Source organism: Peptoniphilus sp. SGI.035, assembly GCF_050315115.1.
In the GTDB taxonomy this organism is placed as follows: domain Bacteria; phylum Bacillota; class Clostridia; order Tissierellales; family Peptoniphilaceae; genus Peptoniphilus_A.
This window is the reverse complement of sequence record NZ_JBNPOJ010000023.1, coordinates 1-22,792: the sequence shown is the minus strand read 5'-3', so window position 1 is coordinate 22,792 and position 22,792 is coordinate 1. Positions and strand designations below refer to the sequence as shown.

Sequence of the window (22,792 nt, the reverse complement as noted above, 5' to 3'; positions counted from 1 at the left end):
AATGAGTATGGGATAGAAAAGAAAATGTAGTTTTTTAACTACAACATTATTATACGAGGTGGTTTTAGAATTCTTCTTGCTATAATGATTTTATTTTCATTAACAGGATGTAAAGGGAAAACAGATGGAGATATTACAATTGATAAAGGTGATTCAAATAAATTTAGCCAAGAAGAAATAGATTCTGCAATTAAAGTAGTAAAGGATAATTTTTCATTCCCAGGCTCAGAATTAAAAGCAGTATGCTACGATGAAGCTAAATCTGATGATGTGATAAAAGAATTTATGGAATATGGAGCAGGCAAGGGCACTGATATAGATCCAAATAATATTATCGTACTATTTTCAGAATTTGATGTAAGTGGGAAAAATCCTGTATTAAGTAAGGGAGAATACAAGAATTACAGCTGGACCTTAGTTCGAAAAGACAAAGATGGGGAATGGAAGATAGAAGATCAAGGTTATTAAAAAATATAAGGAAAAATAAAATATAAATTATAAGGAGAAGTAGAGAAAAAATCTACTTCTTTTTTTATTGCAAGGAGGATTAGAATGGCAACAAACAAAAGATATTATTGGATAAAATTAAAAGAAGAATTTTTCACAGATAAAAGGATAAAAAGATTAAGGAGAATATCGGGAGGAGATACCTACACGATAATTTACTTAAAACTTCTACTACTAAGCTTAAAAGATGAGGGCAAACTCTATTATGACGGAGTAGAAAGTGATTTTATAAAAGAGTTAGCACTAACAATAGATGAAACAGACGATGATGTAATGGTTACAGTTAATTATCTAATAAACCAAGGCTTACTAGAAGTTTTAACAGAAAATGATGAATACTACCTAACTGAAATACCAAACTTAATCGGATCAGAAACAGCTTCTACAAGGCGTTCAAGAAAGTCTAGAGAATTAAAAATGTTGCAATGCAACACCAATGCAACAAATAAGCAACAAAAGTGCAACGGAGAGATAGAGATAGAGAAAGATATAGAGATAGATAAAGAGAGAGAGGGAGAGATAGAAAAAGATAAGAATTCCACCCCCATCTTTTATGGAGAATTCAAAAATGTAAGGCTAAGCAAAGAAGAATATAAAAATCTTAAAGAAAAATTAAACTCACACACAGACATAATGATAAATAAACTATCAAGATACATGAAAAGCAGTGGTAAGACCTACCAAAACCACTATGCAACAATCTTAAAATGGTATGAAGAAGATAAAGACAAACTAGCACAGAAAGGTTTCAATAAAAAAATGAACTATGATGTAGGAGAATCTTTATAGGTAAAAAGAGGTGGAAAGCCACTATTAAAGACTTTAAGTCTAAAAAGGTATAAAAATATGCCAGAGATAAGAAAATGTAAATATGATACTTAAAAGGCGATTAGAAAATTAAAGAAATGCTAGAAGACTTTTAGATGACAGATACCAAGAGGGTCTAATTTTCACTGCTACTTATGCAGTGGGAATTGGACCTTTTTACATAAGCAAATTCTATTTCAAAATTGGTTACCAAGAAAGGCTTCTTTTCACTGTTAAGTATAAGAGAGTAATTTATAGAATTTTGTTTCATCAAGATAAATATTTTCTGATGATCAAATTTTAAAAAGATTAATAACTCTCGATAAATTTTGAACCTTAACAATCGAATAGACCAAGACAAGACGTTAATTATTTTTGGAGCGTAATAACCTATCCGTCAAGATCTTTCTGTTGAATAATTCGGCATAACAAGTATTGCTAAGATAAAAGCAAAGGAAGAAGAAATGGAGCGATAAGTAAGAGTTTGAATATAGGGAGGGATACCCTATTCGCTATGAAGAAAATGAGGATAATGATACTTCTAAGGTTGAAGCTGGCTCATCCGGAATAGAGGCGGAGGTGAGATTCCTATGTTGCTAATCCAAAGCACTTGTCAATGTCAAAAAACTTTAAAATTAATATTTTTAAAATACCTAAATTGCAATATCAAATTGAACTAACTCTCCCAAAGTATCAATAAGTCCTAAATTATTCAACTCTTCCACAAAAACCTCTAAAGGTGTTCGATAATTTAAGATTTTCCTTGGTAAATTATTCATCCAATTCATTATTTTTATATAGTGGTCTTCACAATAGTCTAATGGTGATTTCCCCTTTGGCAGGAATCTTCTTATTAGACTATTGTGTTTTTCATTACTTCCTCTTTCTTGTGGGTTATTAGGATGGCAATAATATACATCACCAACATATTTTCTTTCTAGTTCTGTTAAACTAGCAAATTCTAATCCATTATCACTTGTTATACTTCTAAATATCGATGTGGAATCCTCTAATTTGCCAAGTAAGTTTTCTAAACTAGCATTAACTAATTTAGATTTTTTGGATTCTATTTTTAGTATGATTTCAATTCTAGTTTTTCTTTCTGTTATAGTGATTAAAGAGGGTTCTTCTTTATTTTTCTTTGGAACTACTGTGTCTATTTCACAATTTCCAAATGTTGTTTTACTTTCTATTTCTTTTGGTCTTTCTTCTATGCTTTTACCTAATTGCATTCTATTTCTTTTGACTCTTTTATTTGAAGTTTTTCTTCTTACCTTTAAGGGTAGGTCTATTGACTTTATTTTTAATAATCCAAGTTCTACATAGTTATATAAAGTTTTTGTACAGAGAGTTTTATTAGGAAGAAGATTATGTCTAGTGGCATATCCACAGCAAGCATCTAAGGACCATTTTTCATTTATAAATTTATCGTAAACAAAATCTAAGAGAGTACTACATTCTAATGCTTTATATGATTTTTTAGAATTTTTTCTATTTATATCATATGCAGTTTTCCCTGTATCAGGATAATATACTTGCACTATTCTTTCATTTTTAATTTGAAAAACTGTTCCTCTCTTTAATTCATATCTAATAGTGTTTGAAGCACGGCCGAGTTCTTTTGCTATTCTGTATGCAGAATAGCCTTTATTGTGTAGAAGTTCGATTTGTCCTCTTTCAAAATCGCTTAAATGTTTATTTTTTCTTGAATTTGTTGTATTATTATTATATTCCATAGTTATCACCTTTTGGTTTTGTTTTGTGGTAAATCATTATACCAAAGGTGATAAGCTATGGAATTTTTTAGTTCAATTTCATTATACAATTAACCTAATGATAAATTATAAATATTAAACTATTCTACAAATATAAACTCTTTTAATTTATGGTATAATTTAATTGATAATTTTAATGAAAAATCGAAAATAAGAGGTGTAATGTGAAAAAGACTATTAGAGATTTTGATTTTAACGATAAAACTGCACTAGTTAGGGTTGACTTTAATGTTCCGCTAAAGGATGGCAAAGTTACAGGAAACGATAGAATTGTAAAAGCAATTCCTACTATTAATTATTTAATAGAAAAGGGTGCAAAAGTTGTGCTTATGAGTCATCTTGGAAGACCTAAGGGAGAATACAAAGAAGAACTTTCTCTTGCACCAGTGGCAAAAAGAGCTTCTGAACTTTTAAAGAAGGATGTTAAATTTATTGTTTCAAAGGAAGTTGTAGACGAAAATGTCATTGAAGAAGTTAAAAAACTTAAAAAGGGCGAAATAGCTCTTATTGAAAATCTTAGGTTTGTAAAGGGCGAAGAGAAGAACGATGCTGATTTTTCAAAAAAACTTGCTTCTCTTGGAGATATTTTTGTAAATGATGCTTTTGGAACAGCACATAGAGCTCACGCTTCAAATGTTGGCGTTACTGAATTTTTGCCATCATGTGTTGGACTTTTAGTTGAAAAAGAAATTAAATATTTTGAAGATGTACTTAAAAATCCAGAAAAACCTTTTGCTGCAATTCTTGGTGGTTCAAAAGTTTCTGATAAAATCGGTGTAATTGAAAACTTGCTAGAAAAAGTTGATGTGTTAGTAATTGTTGGTGCTATGGCAAATACTTTCTTAAAGTCGAAGGGACTTGAAGTTGGCAAATCTCTAGTTGAAGATGACAAATTAGACCTTGCAAGAGAAATAATGGCAAAGGCAATTGACAAGGGTGTTGCTTTAATTTTGCCGAGAGATGTAATAGTTGCTTCAGAACTTTCTGAAAATGCAAAGGGAACTTTAAAGGACGCAGAAGATGTAAGTGAAGATGATATGATCTTAGACATTGGAAGTGAAAGCTTAAAGGACATTGAAGCTGCTCTAAAAGATGCAAAGACAGTTGTATTAAATGGACCTTGTGGAGTTTTTGAAATTAAAGAATTTTCTCATGGAACTATTGAACTAGCAAAAATCTTAGCAAATCTTGACGCAACAGTAATTGTTGGCGGAGGAGATTCTGTTGCCGCAGTTGAAAAAGCTGGCGTAGCAGATAAATTAACTCACATTTCAACAGGTGGTGGCGCAAGTCTTGAAATGCTTGAGGGCAAAAAACTTCCTGGCATTGAGGCGGTAGAAGAAGCATGAGAAGAAAATATATTTGTGGAAATTGGAAGATGAATAAAACTTCTAGTGGGGCTCTTGCATTTGCAAATAAAATAAATGATTTTAAATTTGAAAATGTAGATGTTCTTATTGCTCCAAGTTTTGTTTCTCTAGAAAGTTTTACAAAAAGTGTAAAAGATAAAATTGAAGTTGCTGCACAAAATGTTTCTGAATTTGAAGATGGAGCCTTTACTGGCGAAGTTTCAACTAATATGCTTAAAGATATTGGGGTTCGAAATGTAATCATAGGTCATTCAGAAAGACGAGAAAAATTTTCGGAAAGCGACGAGATTGTAAATGCAAAGATAAAAAGGGCTCTTTCTCATAATTTATCTGTTATTCTTTGCCTTGGAGAATCTCTTGAAATAAAAGAAGAAAATAAAGAATTAGATTTTGTAAAAAATGAATTGCTAAATTCTCTTAGTGGTGTAGAAAATCTTAAAAATATTACCCTTGCCTATGAACCAATTTGGGCAATTGGCACTGGCAAAACTTGTTCTTCTGAAGATGCAGAAAATATGTGTAGAGAAATTCGAGAAATTATAAACAAAAATTATGGAGAAATTTCTAAAAAAATTAGAATTTTATACGGTGGATCTGTAAAACCATCTAATGCAAAAGAAATTTTGGCAAAAGAAAATATTGACGGAGTTCTTGTTGGAGGAGCAAGCTTAGATGTCAAGGATTTTATTGAAATAATAAAGTGCGGTGAAAATTTATGAAACCAACTATGCTAATAATTTTGGATGGATTTGGAATAAAGGAATCTGAAGTAGGAAATGCAGTAAAACTTGCGAAAACTCCCACTCTTGATGAGCTTTATAAAAATTCACCTCACACAGAAATTTTTGCAAGTGAAGAATATGTAGGCCTTCCTCATGGACAAATGGGAAATTCTGAAGTTGGACATTTAAACATAGGTGCAGGAAGGGTAATTTATCAAAACCTTACAAAGATAACTGAGGCGATTAAGTCAGGCGAATTTTTCAAAAATCCTGAATTTAAAAGAGCAATTGATAGTGCAAGGAAAAACAATTCAAAGGTTCATTTAATTGGGCTTGTATCAAAGGGTGGAGTTCATTCACACTTTGATCATCTAAAAGCTCTTATAAAGTTAATGGCAGATGAAGGAATAGAAAAAACTTATATCCACGCAATAACAGATGGTCGTGATGTATCTCCCTATGCTGCATTAGAAGATATTAAAGAGCTTCAAGATGAAATAGACAAAATAGGAAATGGGAAGATTGCTACAATTTCTGGAAGATATTATGCAATGGACAGAGACAATAGATGGGAGAGAACTAAGAAATATTACGATGACCTTATATCAAATGTGGATTTTGTCGAAGAAGATATTTTAGATTATATAAAATCTTCCTACGATAAAGATATTACTGATGAATTTTTATTGCCTGCAAAATTTGTGAAAAATTCTGAAATCGAAGAAAATGATTCAATAATAATTTTTAACTTTAGACCGGATAGAGTTAGACAAATTACGAGGGCATTAGTTGACGATGACTTTAAGGGATTTGAAAGAGAAAAAATAAATACGACTCTTGTAACTATGACAGAGTATGATAAAAATATTAAAAATAAATTTGTTGCCTTTAAAGATGAAATTCCAAGGGACACATTGGGTGAAATTTTGGAAAAAAATAAAATCAATCAGCTTAGAATTGCAGAAACAGAAAAATATGCACATGTTACATTTTTCTTCAATGGTGGAAGAGAAAAGCCTTTTAAAGGGGAAGACAGAGTTCTTATTCCTTCCCCAAAAGTTGCAACTTATGACCTAAAACCAGAAATGAGTGCAAATGAAGTTACAGATGCTGTAATTGCAAAATTAAAAGAAGATAAATACGGAGCAATAATTTTGAATTTTGCAAATCCAGATATGGTTGGACACACAGGAAACTTGAAGGCGGCAATAAAAGCTGTGGAAACAGTTGATGCAAATTTAGGCAGAATTTTAAAGGTTTTAAAGGAGAAAGAGGGTGTCGCAATAATTACTGCAGACCATGGGAATTGTGAATATATGATTGACAAAGAGGGAAATGTTGTAACAAGTCACAGCACAAATCCTGTGCCACTTTTTCTTTTTAATAAAGATGTAAAACTAAGAAAAGGCGGGGCACTTTGCGACCTTTCGCCGACAATTTTAAAAATCATGGGAATTGAAAAGCCAGAACTTATGACTGGCGAAAGTTTATTTTAATTAGGAGGAATTATGAGTTTAATTGATTATGTTTATGCGAGAGAAGTTCTTGATTCAAGGGGAAATCCAACTGTTGAAGTAGAAATTGGAACAGTTAATGGCGGATTTGGGTCTTCAATTGTGCCAAGTGGTGCATCAACTGGTGTTCACGAAGCTGTTGAACTTCGCGACGGAGAAGAAAGATATAATGGCAAGGGCGTAGAAGAAGCTGTTAAAAATGTAAATGAAAGAATTGCTGAAGAATTAATTTGCTTTGATGTATTTGATCAACTTGGAATCGATAAAATGCTAATAGAACTTGACGGAACTGAAAACAAGGGCGAACTTGGAGCAAATGCAATCCTTGGAGTTTCAATTGCAGTTGCAAGAGCTGCAGCAAATGAAGCAGGACTCCCACTTTATCAATATCTTGGCGGAGTAAATTCAAAGACAATGCCAATTCCAATGATGAATATAATAAATGGTGGCGAACACGCAGATAACAATGTTGACATACAAGAATTTATGATTATGCCAATTGGCGCAGAAACTTTTAAAGAAGCACTAAGAATGGGTGCAGAAGTTTATCACGCACTTAAAAAGGTTTTAAAGGACAAAGGACTTTCAACTGGAGTTGGAGATGAAGGTGGATTTGCACCAAATCTTGAATCTAATAAAAAAGCTTTTGACTGCATACTTGAAGCAGTAAAGGCAGCTGGATATGAAGCAGGTAAGGACATTGTACTTGCAATTGACGCAGCAGCTTCAGAATTTTATGATGCAGATAAGAAAAAATATATCCTTGCAGGTGAAGGCCGTGAATTTAATTCGGAAGAACTTTCAAAATTCTATGAAGAACTTGTAAATGAATATCCAATTTATTCAATAGAAGATGGACTTGCAGAAGACGATTGGGATGGATGGAAGCACATTACAGAACTTCTAGGCGATAAAGTTCAATTAGTTGGCGATGACTTCTTCGTTACAAATACAAAAAGACTTCAAGAAGGAATTGAAAAGAAATCTGCAAACTCAATTCTAATTAAATTAAATCAAATAGGAACAATCACAGAAACACTAGATGCAATTGAACTTGCAAAAAGACATAATTACACTGCAATAATTTCTCATAGATCTGGAGAAAGTGAAGACTCAACAATTGCAGATTTAGCAGTTGCAACTAATGCAGGATTTATAAAAACTGGTGCACCAGCAAGAAGTGAAAGAGTAGCAAAATACAACGAACTTCTTCGCATAGAAGATGAACTTGGCGATCTTTCAAATTATCCAGGTTTTGATGCCTTTTACAATTTAAAATGAAAATTTATTTTATAAGACATGGCGAGGCTGAAATTTATGCAGATGACGACTTTAAGAGAAAGTTAACTACTATTGGGAAGAGAAAATTAGAAGAATCCTTTAAAGTATTTGCAAACAATTTAAAGGACAAGAGATCTTACAAAATTTATTCATCACCACTTGAGAGAGCAAAAGAAACTGCAGAAATTTTAGCAAAACACCTTGATTCTACCTATGAAGTCAAGGAGTACCTTGCTGGTGGAAGAATAAGAGATATTTTAGAAAATTTAGATAAAGGGGAAAATTATATATTTGTTTCACATGAGCCCTTTATTTCAAATTGGATTTATCAACTAACAGGCGAAATGAAAATTATTTCAAGAGGAAGTATAAATTTGGTAGAAATTGATTTGGCGAAATTTTTAAATTTAGAATGATTTTGGCAAGTTAATTAATATAATTTTATTATTAAGGAGATATTATGAAGAAAAAACTTACAATGGCTACAATTGCAATGTTATCACTAACACTTGTCGGATGTGGCGGAGCAAAAAACAATGCAAAGGGAAATGCACCAAAGGAAAACAATAAGAAAGTAGAAACTACTGCTAATGCGAAAACTGAAACAGCAGCAACTCTTAAAGATGGAACTTATACAGGAAAATCTTCCACAGATGATTACGGCGGATATATTGAAGTTACTGTTACAGTTGCTGACGGAAAAATAAGTGATGCTGTTGTTAAAAATCTTGACAAAGAAGGAAAAGAAAAGGGCGAAGATTACGGAAAAGAAGCTGGCGAAGATGGATACAAAACTGCACAAATGACTCTTGAAGCTTCTCAAAAATATGGAAAGGATCTTAAAGAAAAGGGTTCAGTAGAAGAAGTTACAGCAATTAGTGGTGCAACACAATCTTATAACCAATTCTTAGAAGCAGCAAATGATGCAGTAAATCAAGCAAAATAAATTTTATTAGAAAACAGCGACATTTTATGTGTAACCCTAAAACTGGACACAAAAATATAGTTTAAGTAAAACTTAGTGGATGCTACCTATATTTAGTAGGTTGCATCCATTTTTTTATTTAAACTATTGTAATAGGGCGGCTAAAAGTTATATTGTCATCTATTTTAGTTTTTAAAATTCATTTTTTCATAAGCATAAAAGATAGAAATTAAATGCAGGTCTTACTTGTAAATCGAATTAAATAAATATATAATGACTTGAGGTTATCTCGAGTTTTTTATTTTAAAGGAGAAAAGATGAAGACTTCATATATATTAATGATAATTACAATTGTCTCAAAGATTTTTGGACTTTTGAGAGAAAAGGCACTGGCATACTTTTTTGGTGTTGGAATGGTGGCAGATATTTTTCTAATTGCATTCCAACTTCCCATGACTTTTACAAATGTAATTAGTGGTGCTGTTGCAAATGGCTACATACCAATGTATGACAAAATAAAGACTAGAGAGGACAAAAAAAGTGCTGATGCTTTTACTGCCAATCTTTCAAATATCATTTTAATTGTCTTTATTATAGTAACTATATTTTCTATTATTTTTGCAAGACCACTTGTAAAACTAATGGCTGAAGGTTTTGAGGGAGAAAAACTTGAAGTAGCAATATTTGTTTCAAGAGTTGCAATGCTTTCTATTGCCGTTACAGCTGTGAGTTCAATTTATAAGGCTTATTTACAAATTTACGAAAAGTTTATAGTTTCAGTTTTGCATTCAATTCTCATGAATATTATTTTAATTGTTTCCATGTGGATTTCTTACAAAATTGGAATAAATTATCTTGCCATAGGAATTTTAGCTGCCTTTGTGTTTCAATATGCAATTTTTATTCTTCCAATTAAAAAGCTTGGATATAAACACAGTTTGAAAATTGATTTTAACCAGGACATGAAAACGATGTTCCTTTCAATTCTTCCAATTTTAATTTCTACTTCGGCAATTGAAATTAACTTTATGATTTCTCGCTCCATTGCATCGGGAGCTTATTCTGGAGGAATTTCAATTTTAAACTATGCATACAAACTTCAAAGTTTTGTAACGGGAATTGTGGTAACATCAATTATCACTGCTACTTATCCAAAACTTGCAAACTTTGGTTCAAAAAAAGATTTTAAAAATTTAAAGTCTGCTCTTTCAGAAGGTCTTTCTAATATGTTGCTTTTAGTTGTGCCGGCAGCCTTTGGTTTATACATTTATTCTTTTCCAATTGTAAATCTTTTATTTGTTGGTGGAGAATTTTCTGTTGATGATGCAAAGATTACTGCCACAGTTTTATCTTTTTTTGCCTTTGGTGTAATTGGAATTGGTGTGCGAGAAATTATATCAAGAGTGTTTTATTCTCTTGGCGACAACAAAACTCCAGTAATAAATTCAGTATTAATAGTTGCAATTAATATTTTTCTAGCATTTTTACTTTCAAAAATAATGGGGATAAGAGGAATTGCCCTTGCGACTTCAATTTCTTTTATAGTTGGAGCAATTGCGATTTATCTTCCATCAATCAAATTAATTGGAAATGTATTTAATAAAAAACTTTTTACAAATGTAATTAAAATAACTATTGCGTCAGCTGCAATGGCATTTGGTTCAAAAATCTTTTACAATATTTTGACTAAAAATTTGGGGGTTAATTTATCCCTTCTTATTTCTATATTGATTGCTGGAGCAATTTATTTAATTTTATTAATCTTATTTAGAGTTGATGAGATAAAAGAAATTATTAAATTAATATTTAAGAAGCAGTAACAAAGTAATTTGTCTTTTATTTTTCTCTTTAATAGTGTAAAATATTAGCTAATAAGGAGTGATAGATATGAAGGTAATTTTTCACGTAGTAGAAGTAGATAAATGGTCTGCTGTAATTTCAAATGTTAGAGATTTACTAGAAAGTTTTGATGACATAAAAATTGAAATAATTGCAATGTCAAAAGCTGCATCTCTTTTCAACAGATACTCTGGAGTTGATTTTGAGGGAGTAATTGGAAATCCTAAAGTAAATATCACAATAGGAAAAAAAGCTTTGGAAGAAAATCGCCTTTCAAAGGAATTAATTCCTGCTGGAATTAATGTAGAGGAATTAGTTATAACAAAACTAGTAAAGCTTCAAAACGAAGGTTATGCTTATATTAGACTATAAAAAAGATTCTGCAAATTAGCAGGATCTTTTTTTGTTTTAAAACTTGCAAGTTGTTATAAAAAATGATAAAATACCTATTTGCATAATAATAATTAGAGTGGTGATTTGTACTCTAATTTTGATACACTCATTTGAAAGGCTAGGGTGAGAAAATTAATGGTACATCCTGTTAAATATGGGAAACGTGAGAGAATGAGTTTTTCTCGTGTAGACGAAGTTATGTCACTTCCAAATCTCCTTGACGTGCAGACTTCTTCATATAAATGGTTAATTGAAGAAGGGTTAAAGGAAGTATTTGATGACGTATCTCCTATCGAGGATTACTCTGGCAATTTAATTTTGGAATTTGTCGATTATCATTTATCTGATGAAATAAAATATGATATTGACGAATCAAAACAGAGAGACACTAATTATTCTGCGCCGCTAAAGGCAAAGGTAAGACTTATCAACACTGAAACTGGCGAAGTAAAGGAACAAGAAGTCTTCATGGGAGACCTTCCTCTTATGACACCAACAGGTACCTTTGTAATTAATGGAGCTGAACGTGTAGTTGTTTCACAACTTGTAAGAAGTCCGGGAGCATATTATAAGGAAGAAAGAGACAAGACTGGCAAAAAAATCTATTCAGCAACACTTATTCCAAATAGAGGAGCTTGGCTTGAATTTGAAACCGATGCTCAAGGCATAATCAATGTAAGAATTGATAGAACTAGAAAACTTCCAATAACAGTTCTATTAAGAGCATTGGGAGTTGAATCTAATCAAGAAATAATTGATGTTCTTGGCGAAAGTGAAGCACTTTTAAAGACACTTGAAAAAGACATTACTACTAATAAGAATGAGGCTTTACTTGAAATTTATAAAAAGTTAAGACCTGGGGAACCACCTACTATTGATTCAGCACAGTCACTTTTTGAAAATATGTTTTTCGATGACAGAAGATACGATCTTGCGAGAGTTGGAAGATATAAATTCAACAAAAAATTAGGGATTAGCGCAAGAATAGAAAATAATATTACTGCAGAAGACATAATAGATCCTATGACTGGCGAAATATTGGCAGAACAAGGGGAACTCCTAACTAGAGAAAAGGCTGAAAGAATTGAAGCAGCTGGAGTAAATCAAGTTCTTATAAAGACTGACGAAAATTTTGAACACGCAACAGAAAATACAATAGTAATAGGAAACAATTTTACTTTTGTCGATGCTTATGGGCTTGATTTCGACATGGAAGAGCTTGGTTTTAAAGAAAAAGTTTATAGACCACTTTTCGATGAACTTTACGAAGAATATTCTGAAGATACAGAAAAATTTAAAGAAGAACTTGAAAAAGCGCATAAAGAATTATCCCCAAAACATATTTTAATTGACGATATTATTGCAGGAATTAATTATGAATTTGGACTTATGAATAATGTTGGCTCAGTTGACGACATCGATCACCTTGGAAACAGAAGAATTAGATCTGTTGGTGAACTTCTTCAAAATCAATTTAGAATTGGTATTTCAAGAATGGAAAGAGTTATCCGTGAAAGGATGACAGTTCAAGATGTTGATGCAACTACACCACAATCACTTATAAATATTAGGCCAGTAACAGCTGCTATAAAAGAATTTTTCGGTTCTTCACAACTTTCACAATTTATGGACCAAAACAATCCTCTATCAGAATTAACTCACAAAAGAAGGTTATCTGCACTTGGACCTGGTGGGTTGAGCAGAGATAGAGCTGGATTTGAAGTGCGTGACGTCCATAACTCACACTATGGAAGAATGTGTCCTATTGAGACACCAGAAGGTCCAAACATTGGACTAATTACATCACTTACAACTTATGCAAGAATTAACGAATATGGTTTTATTGAAACTCCATATCGTAAAGTTGTTGACGGAGTTGTAACTGAACAAATTGATTATCTAACAGCCGATGTTGAGTACGAACAAATCATTGCACAAGCTGATGAAAGGCTTGATGAAAATAATAAATTCGTTGAAGACAGAATTGCAGCCAGAGGTCATGGAGGAAATGCCGATATATTTGACATTAAAGATGTAAACTACATGGACGTTTCGCCTCAACAAATAGTTGCAGTTGGTACTTCTATGATTCCTTTCTTGGAAAATGACGACGCAAATAGAGCTCTTATGGGTGCAAATATGCAGCGTCAAGCAGTGCCTCTACTAAAGACAGAAGCACCTATTGTTGGAACTGGTATTGAATATAGAGCAGCAAAGGATTCAGGCATTGTAGTAGTTTCTAAAAACAAAGGAACTGTTAAAAAAGTTGATGCAGTACACATAGAAATCGAAAGAGAATCCGACAAGGGCATTGACAACTATAAGTTACACAAATTCATGGGTGGAAACCAAGGAACTACAATTAACCAAAGACCAATAGTTAATGCAGGAGATGTTGTAGAAGCTGGCGAAATTATTGCCGATGGACCAAGTACAGACCAAGGCGAAATGGCTCTTGGTAAAAATATCCTAATAGCATTTATGAACTGGGAAGGATATAATTACGAAGATGCTATGCTTGTAAGTCAAGAACTTGTAATTGACGATGTACTAACTTCACTTCATATTGAAGAGTACGAATCTGAAGCAAGAGATACTAAACTTGGACCTGAAGAAATCACAAGAGATATTCCAAATGTTGGGGAAGATATGTTAAAGGATCTTGACGCAAGAGGAATAATAAGAATTGGTGCAGAGGTTAAACCAGGAGACATCCTTGTTGGAAAAGTAACTCCTAAGGGAGAAACTGAACTTTCTGCAGAAGAAAGACTTCTTCGTTCAATCTTTGGTGAAAAGGCAAGAGAAGTAAGAGATACTTCATTAAGACTTCCTCATGGAGAACAAGGCATTGTTGTCGATGTAAAAACTTTTAATAGATCAGAAGGTGACGAACTTCAGCCAGGCGTAAATGAAATGGTAAGAGTTTTTGTCGCTACAAAGAGAAAGATTCAAGTTGGAGATAAAATGTGTGGTCGCCACGGTAATAAAGGGGTTATTTCAAGGGTTATGCCTAAGGAAGATATGCCTTATATGCCAGATGGTACACCTATACAAATAGTTCTTAACCCACTAGGAGTTCCTTCTCGTATGAATTTAGGACAAGTTCTTGAAGTTCACTTGGGACTTGCTGCCAAAAAACTAGGATGGCATGTTGCTACTCCAGTATTTGACGGTGCAAATGAAAATGACATTTTTGACACTTTGGAAAAAGCGGGATATTCTAGAGATGGAAAAATCCAACTAAGAGATGGAAGAACTGGAGAAGAATTTGACCACCCTGTAACTGTTGGTTATATGTATATGCTAAAGCTTCACCATTTAGTTGATGAAAAAATCCACGCTCGTTCAACAGGCCCTTACTCACTAGTTACACAACAACCACTTGGAGGAAAGGCACAATTTGGTGGACAAAGATTTGGAGAAATGGAAGTTTGGGCTCTTGAAGCTTATGGTGCAAGCTATACTCTACAAGAAATGTTAACAGTTAAATCTGACGACATTGTTGGTCGTGTTAAGACTTACGAAGCGATAGTAAAGGGCGAAAATATTCCACAACCAGGAGTTCCTGAATCCTTTAAAGTTTTAATAAAGGAATTACAGGCACTTGCTCTTGATATTCAAGTGCTTGATGAAAACGGAAATGAAGTTGATCTTGAAGTTGACGAAGACGAGTTGACAAGGATCGACAACATTGACGATAAAAACACTAGATCAGACGATGATATAAAGGAACTTATTGAACACACAGGAACTGCAAATATTGGCATCAGAACAATTTCAACTGATGAAGTTGAGTCTTTTGAAAACAGTCACTTCTATGAAGATGATGAAGATGACGAAGAAGACTATTTTGATGAATCCGATGAATCTGAAGATTAATTAGTTATTTTAATTAATAGGAAAGGAGAAGTGCTCCTTGAGCGAACATGAATTATTCCATTCAATAAAAATTGGACTTGCTTCACCACAAAAGATTAGATCATGGTCTTATGGCGAAGTAAAAAAACCGGAAACTATAAATTACAGGACATTAAAACCTGAAAAGGAAGGTTTATTTTGTGAAAAAATATTTGGACCTACTAAGGATTGGGAATGTTCCTGTGGAAAATATAAGAGAGTAAGATACAAGGGAGTAGTCTGCGAAAAATGTGGCGTTGAAGTTACAAAATCCAAGGTTCGTCGTGAAAGAATGGGTCATATTGAACTTGCTGCTCCAGTATCACATATTTGGTATTTTAAGGGCATACCTTCAAGAATGGGTCTTGTTTTAGACATGAGCCCTAGAGCTCTTGAAAAAGTTCTTTACTTTGCATCTTATGTAGTGACAGAAATTGAACCAGGCGAAACAACTTTATATGAAAAACAACTTCTTTCAGAAATTGAATATAGAGAATTTAAAAAAGAATATGGCGACAAATTTACTGCAAAAATGGGAGCAGAAGCCATAAGAGATCTTCTAGTGAAAGTTGACCTACAAAGGGAAAATGACGAACTTACACAAGAACTTCAAGATGCAACGGGGCAAAAGAAAATTAGAATTACAAGAAGACTTGAAGTAATTGACGCTTTCATCCAATCAGACAATAAACCTGAATGGATGATACTCGATGCAATCCCAGTAATCCCACCAGATTTAAGGCCAATGGTGCAACTTGACGGTGGTAGATTTGCAACAAGCGACTTAAATGATTTATATAGAAGAATTGTAAATAGAAACAACAGACTTAAAAAGTTAATGGACATCAACGCTCCCGACATAATCGTAAGAAATGAAAAGAGAATGTTACAAGAATCTGTTGATGCTCTTATTGACAATGGTAGAAGAGGAAGACCTGTAACTGGTCCTGGAAATAGACCACTTAAATCACTTTCAGAAATGTTAAAGGGTAAACAAGGGCGTTTTCGTCAAAATTTACTTGGAAAGAGAGTTGACTACTCAGGCCGTTCTGTAATCGTAGTTGGGCCAGATCTTAAATTCTACCAATGTGGACTTCCAAAGAACATGGCTCTTGAACTTTTCAAACCTTTTGTAATGAGAGAACTTGTAAAGAGAGAATTAACTTACAACATTAAGTCTGCAAAGAGAATGGTTGAAAGAGGAAAAGACGAAGTTTGGGATGTACTTGAAGATGTTATCAAGGATCATCCAGTTCTTCTTAACCGTGCACCGACACTTCACAGACTTGGTATTCAAGCCTTTGAACCAGTTTTAGTAGAAGGCAAGGCGATTAAACTTCACCCACTTTCTTGTACAGCATATAACGCAGACTTTGACGGAGATCAAATGGCAGTCCATTTGCCACTATCTACAGAAGCACAAGCTGAAGCAAGACTATTAATGCTTTCGACAAATAATATTTTGGCGTTAAAGGATGGTAAGCCAATTACTACTCCTACTCAAGATATGGTACTAGGTTCTTATTATCTAACACTAGATAGAAAGGATAAATTAAAGGGAGATGGCTCAATTTACAGAAACTTTGACGAAATGTTTCACGCTTATGAATCAGGATTTTTACACCTACAATCCCATGTATCTGTAAGAAGATTTGCTGATGAAAGGGACAAGAGAGGTAAAATTGTGTCATCAACTGTGGGTAGATTTATTGTAAATGAGTTTATTCCGCAAGATTTAGGTTTTGTAAATAGAGATGAAGACAAATATTCTCTTGAAATTGATCAAGTTGTAGACAAAAAACTTCTTGGTAAAATAATCGAAAAAACTTATAAAAAACATGGCAATATAAAAACTGCAAAACTTCTTGACAATATTAAAGCTACAGGATATCACTACTCAACTATTGGAGCAATTTCAATTTCAATGGGTGATGTACAAATTCCAGATACTAAGCCAGAAATTTTAGCTAATGCAGAAAAAGAAGTTGCCAAATATGAAAAAGCCTTTAGAAGAGGTCTTATATCAGATGAAGAAAGATATGAAAAAGTAATTGAAATTTGGAACAAAGCAACTGATGACTTAACAGAGGATGTAATGGAAGGATTCGATGCCTTAAATAATATTTACATCATGGCGGACTCAGGAGCCAGAGGTTCTAAGAACCAAATTAGACAACTTGCAGGCATGCGTGGACTTATGGCATCACCTTCAGGTAGAACTATAGAAGTTCCAATTACTTCAAACTTTAGAGAAGGTCTTTCAGTACTTGAATTCTATATGTCAGCTCACGGTTCTAGAAAGGGTCTTGCCGATACAGCACTTAGAACGGCCGACTCTGGATACTTGACAAGAAGACTTGTAGACGTATCACAACAAGTAATAGTGTCTGAAGAAGACTGTGGTACTGATGAATACTTGGTGGCAAGAGCATTTAAAGATGGCAAAGAATTAATAGAATCACTTGCCGATAGAATTGAAGGAAGATATTCCTTTGAAGATATATTAAACCCAGAAACTGGAGAAATCATTGTAAAGGCAAATGAAGTTATCTCAGATGACGACGCACTTTTAATTGAATCACTTGGAATAGAAGAGGTAAAAGTTAGATCAGTCCTTGGATGTAAGTCTAAAAACGGAGTGTGCGCTCATTGCTACGGTAAAAACCTTGCAACAGGCTCACATATAGGAATTGGAGAAGCAGTTGGCGTAATTGCAGCTCAATCAATTGGTGAACCGGGAACACAACTTACAATGAGAACTTTCCATACTGGTGGAGTAGCTGCAGCAGCAGACATCACACAAGGTCTTCCGAGAGTTGAAGAACTTTTTGAATCAAGAAAGCCAAAGGGACTTGCAATTATTGCAGAACGTGGTGGAGTTGTCGATATTAAAGAATCAAATAAAAAGAGAGAAGTTCTTATAACAGCAGAAGATGGAACAGTTGATTCTTATAACATCGTCTATGGATCAAGATTAAAAGTTAAACAAGGCGACGAAGTTGAAGCAGGCGATGAACTTACACAAGGTTCAGTATATCCACAAGATTTACTCCGTGTAAAAGGAGAAAAGGGTGTACAAGAATATATTGTAAAAGAAGTTCAAAGAGTTTACAGACTTCAAGGTGTAGACATCAACGACAAACACATTGAAATAATTGTTAGACAAATGCTATCAAAGTGCAAGATAGAAGATGCAGGAGATACAGATTTACTTCCAGGATCACTTGTAAATGTAGTTGATTACAAAGAAGCAAATAAAAAAGCAATCGAAGAAGGTAAAGAACCAGCAATTGGTCATATAAACCTACTTGGGATTACAAAGGCATCTCTTGCAACAGACTCCTTCTTATCAGCAGCATCCTTCCAAGAAACAACTAGAGTTCTTACAGATGCAGCAATAAAGGGCAAAGAAGATAAGCTTGAAGGTCTAAAAGAAAATATAATCATTGGACAACTTATACCAGCAGGTACTGGTGCTCGCATAAATTCCAAAGTACAAATTGGCATAGATGAGAGATTAAAAGAAGATTATAATATATTAGAAAATTCTGAAGTAATTTCTAAAGATGAAATCAAAAAAGAATTAAAAGAAGAAGTAACACTTTCAGAAGAAGAATAAAATATAAAAGAGATGTTGTGATTTTTACAGCATCTCTTTTTGCATTATAATAAATAATTGCTTTAGCTTCAAGTAATAACATTTACAATAGATAATTTTCAAAAAAGTTATATAATTAAATAAAAGGTTTTAATCTTAATAAAGATTTTCCACTTATATTTGTTTTAGTTCATTATATTATTGTTAAGGGTATAATATTTCAAGATGTGATTAGGAGATTATATGAATAGATTATTTTCATTTTTTATATTGGCAATTTTTTTCTCTTTATACTTATATGTTATTGGAATTATTGAAAAAAAAAGAGGAATGCAAATTGATAATAGTAGAGTAATGGAAGATTACATTTATATTATTATGTTTATTGAATTTTGGATTTCATCTATTTTTAGTCAAAATAGATTATATTTATTCTTTGCAGGATTTGGTATTATTATCTACTTTATTTATAAAACCACGACAGAAGATATCTTTAAGAATAAATATGTGAATGATCCAAGACTTTATAAAATAACTACAATTTTTACTCAAGTTATTATTATAATATATCAACTAATATTTTTTATTAACTTAAAGGATGGACATACAATTAAAGCCTTCGCAAAAAGTGATTTTTTAATAATCTTGCCATGTTTATCAATAGTTATATTGTGGTACAGTTATTTTACATCTAAGAGGGCAATTTGTAAAATTTTTGTAGAAAAAGATAATTACAGAAAAATCTTTATTACTTTTCAAATTTTATTTCTATTAATTTTTATTTTCTTTAGTTTTTATAATTTTATAAATATTAATAGATTTGATTTTTATTTAGAAAAAATTTAGGATAAAAAAATTAGAAGGACTTAAAAATTTAAAATAATTTAAAAAAATATGAGAATTTGGCGAATTTCTCATATTTTTTATTGACTTAATTGTTTTGTAATGGTAAAATTGATGAGTATTTGAGACGAAAAGACTACCTAATACTGGGTAGTCTTTGAAATGTCCAATGCTATTATTAAAACAGGAGGTGCAATTAATGCCTACAATTAACCAATTAGTAAGAAATGGTAGAAAGAAAATTCACAGTAAATCTAAATCACCAGCTCTTGATGTAAACTATGACACACTTAAAAAAGTTGAAACTGAAGTTAATTCTCCACAAAAAAGAGGAGTATGTGTTGCAGTAAGAACAGTAACACCTAAAAAACCGAATTCAGCTCTTAGAAAGGTTGCTAGAGTTCGTTTAACAAATGGATACGAAGTTATGGCTTACATTCCAGGAATCGGACACAATTTACAAGAACACAGTGTTGTTTTAATCCGTGGTGGAAGAGTTAAGGATTTACCAGGTGTTAGATACCATATCGTTAGAGGTACTCTTGATACAGCTGGAGTTACAGATAGAAAGCAAGCTAGATCTAAATATGGTACTAAGAAACCTAAAAATTGATTGAATTTTTTATGAGAATTTATAGATTTTTGGCTTACGGGCTCAACCTGAGTACCAATGAATCGACTGAAAAATAGTTAAGGAGGGAAGTTATGCCAAGAAAAGGACATATCCAAAAACGTGAAGTTATGGCTGATCCAGTGTATAGTGATGTAGTTATCACTAAACTTATAAATAATGTTATGCTTGACGGCAAAAAAGGTACTGCTCAAAGAATTGTTTATACAGCACTTGAAAATATAGCAGAACAAACTGGAGAAGACGCACTTGAAGTATTTTATAAGGCACTAAATAATGTAATGCCTGTACTTGAAGTAAAGGGAAGAAGAATAGGCGGTGCTACTTACCAAGTTCCAATGGAAGTTAGACCGGAAAGACGTCAAACTCTAGGACTTAGATGGTTAGTTAAATATGCAAGAGCCAGAGGCGAAAAGACAATGGACGAAAGACTTGCAAAAGAAATACTTGATGCATCTAATGGACTAGGCGGAAGCGTTAAGAGAAAAGATGAAATGCATAGAACAGCAGAAGCTAACAAGGCCTTTGCTCACTATAGATGGTAATAAGGGGAGGAATTTATGGCTCGCGATATACCATTAGAAAAATATAGAAATATTGGTATTATGGCCCATATTGATGCTGGAAAGACTACTACTACTGAACGTATTCTTTTCTACGCCGGAAAGATTCACAAAATAGGTGAAACTCACGAAGGTGCAGCACAAATGGACTGGATGGAACAAGAACAAGAAAGAGGTATTACAATTACTTCTGCGGCTACTACTGCTCACTGGAAGGGTTACAGACTTAACATCATCGATACTCCTGGACACGTTGACTTTACAGTTGAAGTTGAAAGATCTCTAAGAGTTCTTGATGGTGCAGTTGCACTTTTTGACGCAAAAAGCGGTGTAGAACCTCAATCTGAAACTGTTTGGAGACAAGCAGATAAATATCATGTTCCAAGAATTGCTCATATTAACAAGATGGACGTTACAGGAGCTGATTTCTTTAGATCAGTTCAAACTATTGACAAGAAACTACATGGTAACCCAATTCCAATTCAAATTCCAATAGGAGCTGAAGATACATTTATTGGAATGATTGACCTTGTTGAAATGAAAGCAGAAATTTACAAGGACGAGCTAGGTAAAGAAATCGAAATTACTGATGTTCCAGAAGAATACCTAGACCTTGCAAATGAATACAGAGAAAAATTAATTGAAAAAGCTTCAGAATTTGATGAAGACTTAATGATGGCTTATCTTGAAGGCGAAGAAATCGACAAAGAACTTCTTAAAAAAGCTATAAGAAAGGGAACACTTGCTGTTGAGATTACTCCAGTATCTTGTGGATCTTCTTACAAGAACAAGGGAGTTCAACTTCTTCTTGACGCAATCATAGACTACCTTCCATCTCCAATTGATGTTCCTGCAATCATAGGTACTGATATGGATGGAAATGAAGTTGACAGACATTCATCAGATGACGAACCTTTCTCAGCACTTGCATTTAAAATCGTTACTGACCCATATGTTGGTAAACTTGCATACTTTAGAGTTTATTCTGGAGTATTACAAGCTGGTTCATATGTAATGAATTCAACTAAGGGCAAGAGAGAAAGAATCGGAAGAATTCTTCAAATGCACGCAAACAAGAGACAAGAAATTGAAGAAGTCCACGCAGGAGAAATTGCTGCAGCCGTAGGTCTTAAAGATACTACTACTGGTGATACTCTTTGTGATGAAAAGAGTTTAGTAATTCTTGAAAATATGGAATTCCCAGAACCAGTTATCTCTGTTGCAATTGAACCAAAGACTAAAGCTTCTCAAGATAAGATGGCTCTTGCATTAGCAAAACTTGCTGAAGAAGACCCAACTTTTAAAACATATACTGATGAAGAAACTGGTCAAACAATTATCGCAGGAATGGGTGAACTTCACCTTGATATAATTGTTGATAGACTTTTAAGAGAATTTAAAGTTGAGGCTAATATTGGTAACCCTCAAGTTTCTTATAGAGAAGGTATTAAGAAGGCTGCTGAAGGCGAAGCTAAATACGCTCGTCAATCAGGTGGTCGTGGACAATATGGTCACGCTAAAATCAGAATTGAACCTAATAAACCAGGAGAAGGTTTTGTATTTGAAAATGCCGTAGTTGGTGGTGCAATTCCTAAGGAATTTATTGGACCTACTCAACAAGGTATTGAAGAAGCACTTAAATCTGGTATTGTTGGTGGATACGAGGTACTTGATGTTAAGGTAACTCTTTATGATGGATCTTACCACGAAGTTGACTCTTCTGAAATGGCATTTAAGATTGCTGGATCTATGGCAGTTAGAGATGCACTTGCAAAAGCAGACCCAGTGCTTCTTGAACCTATGATGAAAGTTGAAGTTACAACTCCTGAAGAATACATGGGAGATGTAATTGGAGATATTAACTCAAGACGTGGTAGAATGGAAGGTATGGAACTTGTAGCTGGAGCTCAAATCGTTACAGCATATGTACCACTAGCAGAAATGTTTGGATACGCAACTAGCCTTCGTTCAAATACACAAGGAAGGGCAAACTACTCAATGCAATTTGATCACTACGAAGAAGTACCAGCATCAATTGCCGAAGAAGTAGTTGGAGATAAAAAGAAAAACTAAAATTTAGGAGGATTAATAATGGCTAAAGCAAAATTTGAAAGAAATAAACCACAT

The 22,792-nt window shown here is 33.2% G+C and carries 17 protein-coding genes; 16 read left to right on the top strand and 1 reads right to left on the bottom strand.

The window, feature by feature from the left end:
* Positions 1–84: 84 nt before the first annotated feature.
* Both ACQRC6_RS08820 and ACQRC6_RS08815 read left to right on the top strand, forming a co-directional pair.
* Positions 85–468 (top strand): DUF4829 domain-containing protein, encoded by a 384-nt coding sequence (locus ACQRC6_RS08820; RefSeq protein ID WP_427848588.1) that lies wholly within the window; start codon positions 85–87, stop codon positions 466–468.
* Between the two features lie 84 nt (positions 469–552).
* Positions 553–1,296: a phage replisome organizer N-terminal domain-containing protein gene (locus ACQRC6_RS08815; RefSeq protein WP_427848587.1), complete on the top strand. Its 744-nt coding sequence runs from the start codon at positions 553–555 to the stop codon at positions 1,294–1,296.
* Positions 1,297–1,967: 671 nt separating this feature from the next.
* Here ACQRC6_RS08815 and ACQRC6_RS08810 read toward each other — a convergent pair.
* Positions 1,968–3,050, bottom strand: coding sequence for an IS30 family transposase (locus tag ACQRC6_RS08810; protein ID WP_427848586.1), 1,083 nt, complete (start codon positions 3,048–3,050; stop codon positions 1,968–1,970).
* A 203-nt stretch (positions 3,051–3,253) separates the two neighbouring features.
* On the opposite strand from ACQRC6_RS08810, the gene ACQRC6_RS08805 reads away from it, so the two are divergent.
* The 14 genes from ACQRC6_RS08805 (at position 3,254) to fusA (ending at position 22,738) form a co-directional block, all read left to right on the top strand.
* Positions 3,254–4,438, top strand: coding sequence for a phosphoglycerate kinase (locus tag ACQRC6_RS08805; protein ID WP_427848585.1), 1,185 nt, complete (start codon positions 3,254–3,256; stop codon positions 4,436–4,438).
* Entirely contained in the window at positions 4,435–5,178 is a 744-nt protein-coding gene (tpiA, locus tag ACQRC6_RS08800) for a triose-phosphate isomerase (protein WP_427848584.1), read from the top strand. Before ACQRC6_RS08805 ends, tpiA begins: the two co-directional genes overlap by 4 nt.
* Entirely contained in the window at positions 5,175–6,677 is a 1,503-nt protein-coding gene (gene gpmI / locus ACQRC6_RS08795; RefSeq protein ID WP_427848583.1) for a 2,3-bisphosphoglycerate-independent phosphoglycerate mutase, read from the top strand. The genes tpiA and gpmI overlap by 4 nt, the downstream gene beginning before the upstream one ends.
* A gap of 12 nt (positions 6,678–6,689) precedes the next feature.
* Complete coding sequence (eno, locus tag ACQRC6_RS08790) at positions 6,690–7,976, top strand: phosphopyruvate hydratase (RefSeq protein WP_293557305.1); 1,287 nt, start codon at positions 6,690–6,692, stop codon at positions 7,974–7,976.
* Entirely contained in the window at positions 7,973–8,392 is a 420-nt protein-coding gene (locus tag ACQRC6_RS08785) for a SixA phosphatase family protein (protein WP_427848582.1), read from the top strand. Before eno ends, ACQRC6_RS08785 begins: the two co-directional genes overlap by 4 nt.
* Positions 8,393–8,436: 44 nt before the next feature.
* Positions 8,437–8,922: an FMN-binding protein gene (locus ACQRC6_RS08780; protein ID WP_427848581.1), complete on the top strand. Its 486-nt coding sequence runs from the start codon at positions 8,437–8,439 to the stop codon at positions 8,920–8,922.
* A gap of 296 nt (positions 8,923–9,218) precedes the next feature.
* Entirely contained in the window at positions 9,219–10,721 is a 1,503-nt protein-coding gene (gene murJ / locus ACQRC6_RS08775) for a murein biosynthesis integral membrane protein MurJ (protein ID WP_427848580.1), read from the top strand.
* A 67-nt stretch (positions 10,722–10,788) separates the two neighbouring features.
* Positions 10,789–11,112 carry a hypothetical protein gene (locus ACQRC6_RS08770; protein ID WP_427848579.1) on the top strand — a complete coding sequence of 108 codons (324 nt, stop codon included), beginning with the start codon at positions 10,789–10,791 and terminating at the stop codon, positions 11,110–11,112.
* 156 nt (positions 11,113–11,268) lie between these two features.
* Positions 11,269–15,012 (top strand): DNA-directed RNA polymerase subunit beta, encoded by a 3,744-nt coding sequence (locus tag ACQRC6_RS08765; protein WP_427848589.1) that lies wholly within the window; start codon positions 11,269–11,271, stop codon positions 15,010–15,012.
* A gap of 37 nt (positions 15,013–15,049) precedes the next feature.
* Positions 15,050–18,649 (top strand): DNA-directed RNA polymerase subunit beta', encoded by a 3,600-nt coding sequence (gene rpoC, locus ACQRC6_RS08760; RefSeq protein ID WP_427848578.1) that lies wholly within the window; start codon positions 15,050–15,052, stop codon positions 18,647–18,649.
* A 222-nt stretch (positions 18,650–18,871) separates the two neighbouring features.
* Positions 18,872–19,474 carry a hypothetical protein gene (locus tag ACQRC6_RS08755; RefSeq protein ID WP_427848577.1) on the top strand — a complete coding sequence of 201 codons (603 nt, stop codon included), beginning with the start codon at positions 18,872–18,874 and terminating at the stop codon, positions 19,472–19,474.
* Positions 19,475–19,670: 196 nt separating this feature from the next.
* Positions 19,671–20,084 carry a 30S ribosomal protein S12 gene (gene rpsL / locus ACQRC6_RS08750; protein ID WP_019107539.1) on the top strand — a complete coding sequence of 138 codons (414 nt, stop codon included), beginning with the start codon at positions 19,671–19,673 and terminating at the stop codon, positions 20,082–20,084.
* Positions 20,085–20,176: 92 nt separating this feature from the next.
* On the top strand, positions 20,177–20,647 hold the full coding sequence (gene rpsG / locus ACQRC6_RS08745; RefSeq protein ID WP_427848576.1) for a 30S ribosomal protein S7: 471 nt from the start codon (positions 20,177–20,179) through the stop codon (positions 20,645–20,647).
* 15 nt (positions 20,648–20,662) lie between these two features.
* Positions 20,663–22,738: an elongation factor G gene (gene fusA / locus ACQRC6_RS08740; protein WP_427848575.1), complete on the top strand. Its 2,076-nt coding sequence runs from the start codon at positions 20,663–20,665 to the stop codon at positions 22,736–22,738.
* The last annotated feature ends 54 nt before the right edge of the window (positions 22,739–22,792 follow it).

Coding starts and splice junctions, on each gene's coding strand:
- ACQRC6_RS08780 (WP_427848581.1), top strand. CDS start 8,437: ATGAAGAAAAAACTTACAATGGCTACAATTGCAATGTTATCACTAACA.
- murJ (WP_427848580.1), top strand. CDS start 9,219: ATGAAGACTTCATATATATTAATGATAATTACAATTGTCTCAAAGATT.
- ACQRC6_RS08815 (WP_427848587.1), top strand. CDS start 553: ATGGCAACAAACAAAAGATATTATTGGATAAAATTAAAAGAAGAATTT.
- rpsL (WP_019107539.1), top strand. CDS start 19,671: ATGCCTACAATTAACCAATTAGTAAGAAATGGTAGAAAGAAAATTCAC.
- ACQRC6_RS08810 (WP_427848586.1), bottom strand. CDS start 3,050: ATGGAATATAATAATAATACAACAAATTCAAGAAAAAATAAACATTTA.
- eno (WP_293557305.1), top strand. CDS start 6,690: ATGAGTTTAATTGATTATGTTTATGCGAGAGAAGTTCTTGATTCAAGG.
- gpmI (WP_427848583.1), top strand. CDS start 5,175: ATGAAACCAACTATGCTAATAATTTTGGATGGATTTGGAATAAAGGAA.
- ACQRC6_RS08755 (WP_427848577.1), top strand. CDS start 18,872: ATGAATAGATTATTTTCATTTTTTATATTGGCAATTTTTTTCTCTTTA.
- ACQRC6_RS08820 (WP_427848588.1), top strand. CDS start 85: ATGATTTTATTTTCATTAACAGGATGTAAAGGGAAAACAGATGGAGAT.
- rpsG (WP_427848576.1), top strand. CDS start 20,177: ATGCCAAGAAAAGGACATATCCAAAAACGTGAAGTTATGGCTGATCCA.
- tpiA (WP_427848584.1), top strand. CDS start 4,435: ATGAGAAGAAAATATATTTGTGGAAATTGGAAGATGAATAAAACTTCT.
- fusA (WP_427848575.1), top strand. CDS start 20,663: ATGGCTCGCGATATACCATTAGAAAAATATAGAAATATTGGTATTATG.
- ACQRC6_RS08785 (WP_427848582.1), top strand. CDS start 7,973: ATGAAAATTTATTTTATAAGACATGGCGAGGCTGAAATTTATGCAGAT.
- ACQRC6_RS08770 (WP_427848579.1), top strand. CDS start 10,789: ATGAAGGTAATTTTTCACGTAGTAGAAGTAGATAAATGGTCTGCTGTA.
- ACQRC6_RS08765 (WP_427848589.1), top strand. CDS start 11,269: ATGGTACATCCTGTTAAATATGGGAAACGTGAGAGAATGAGTTTTTCT.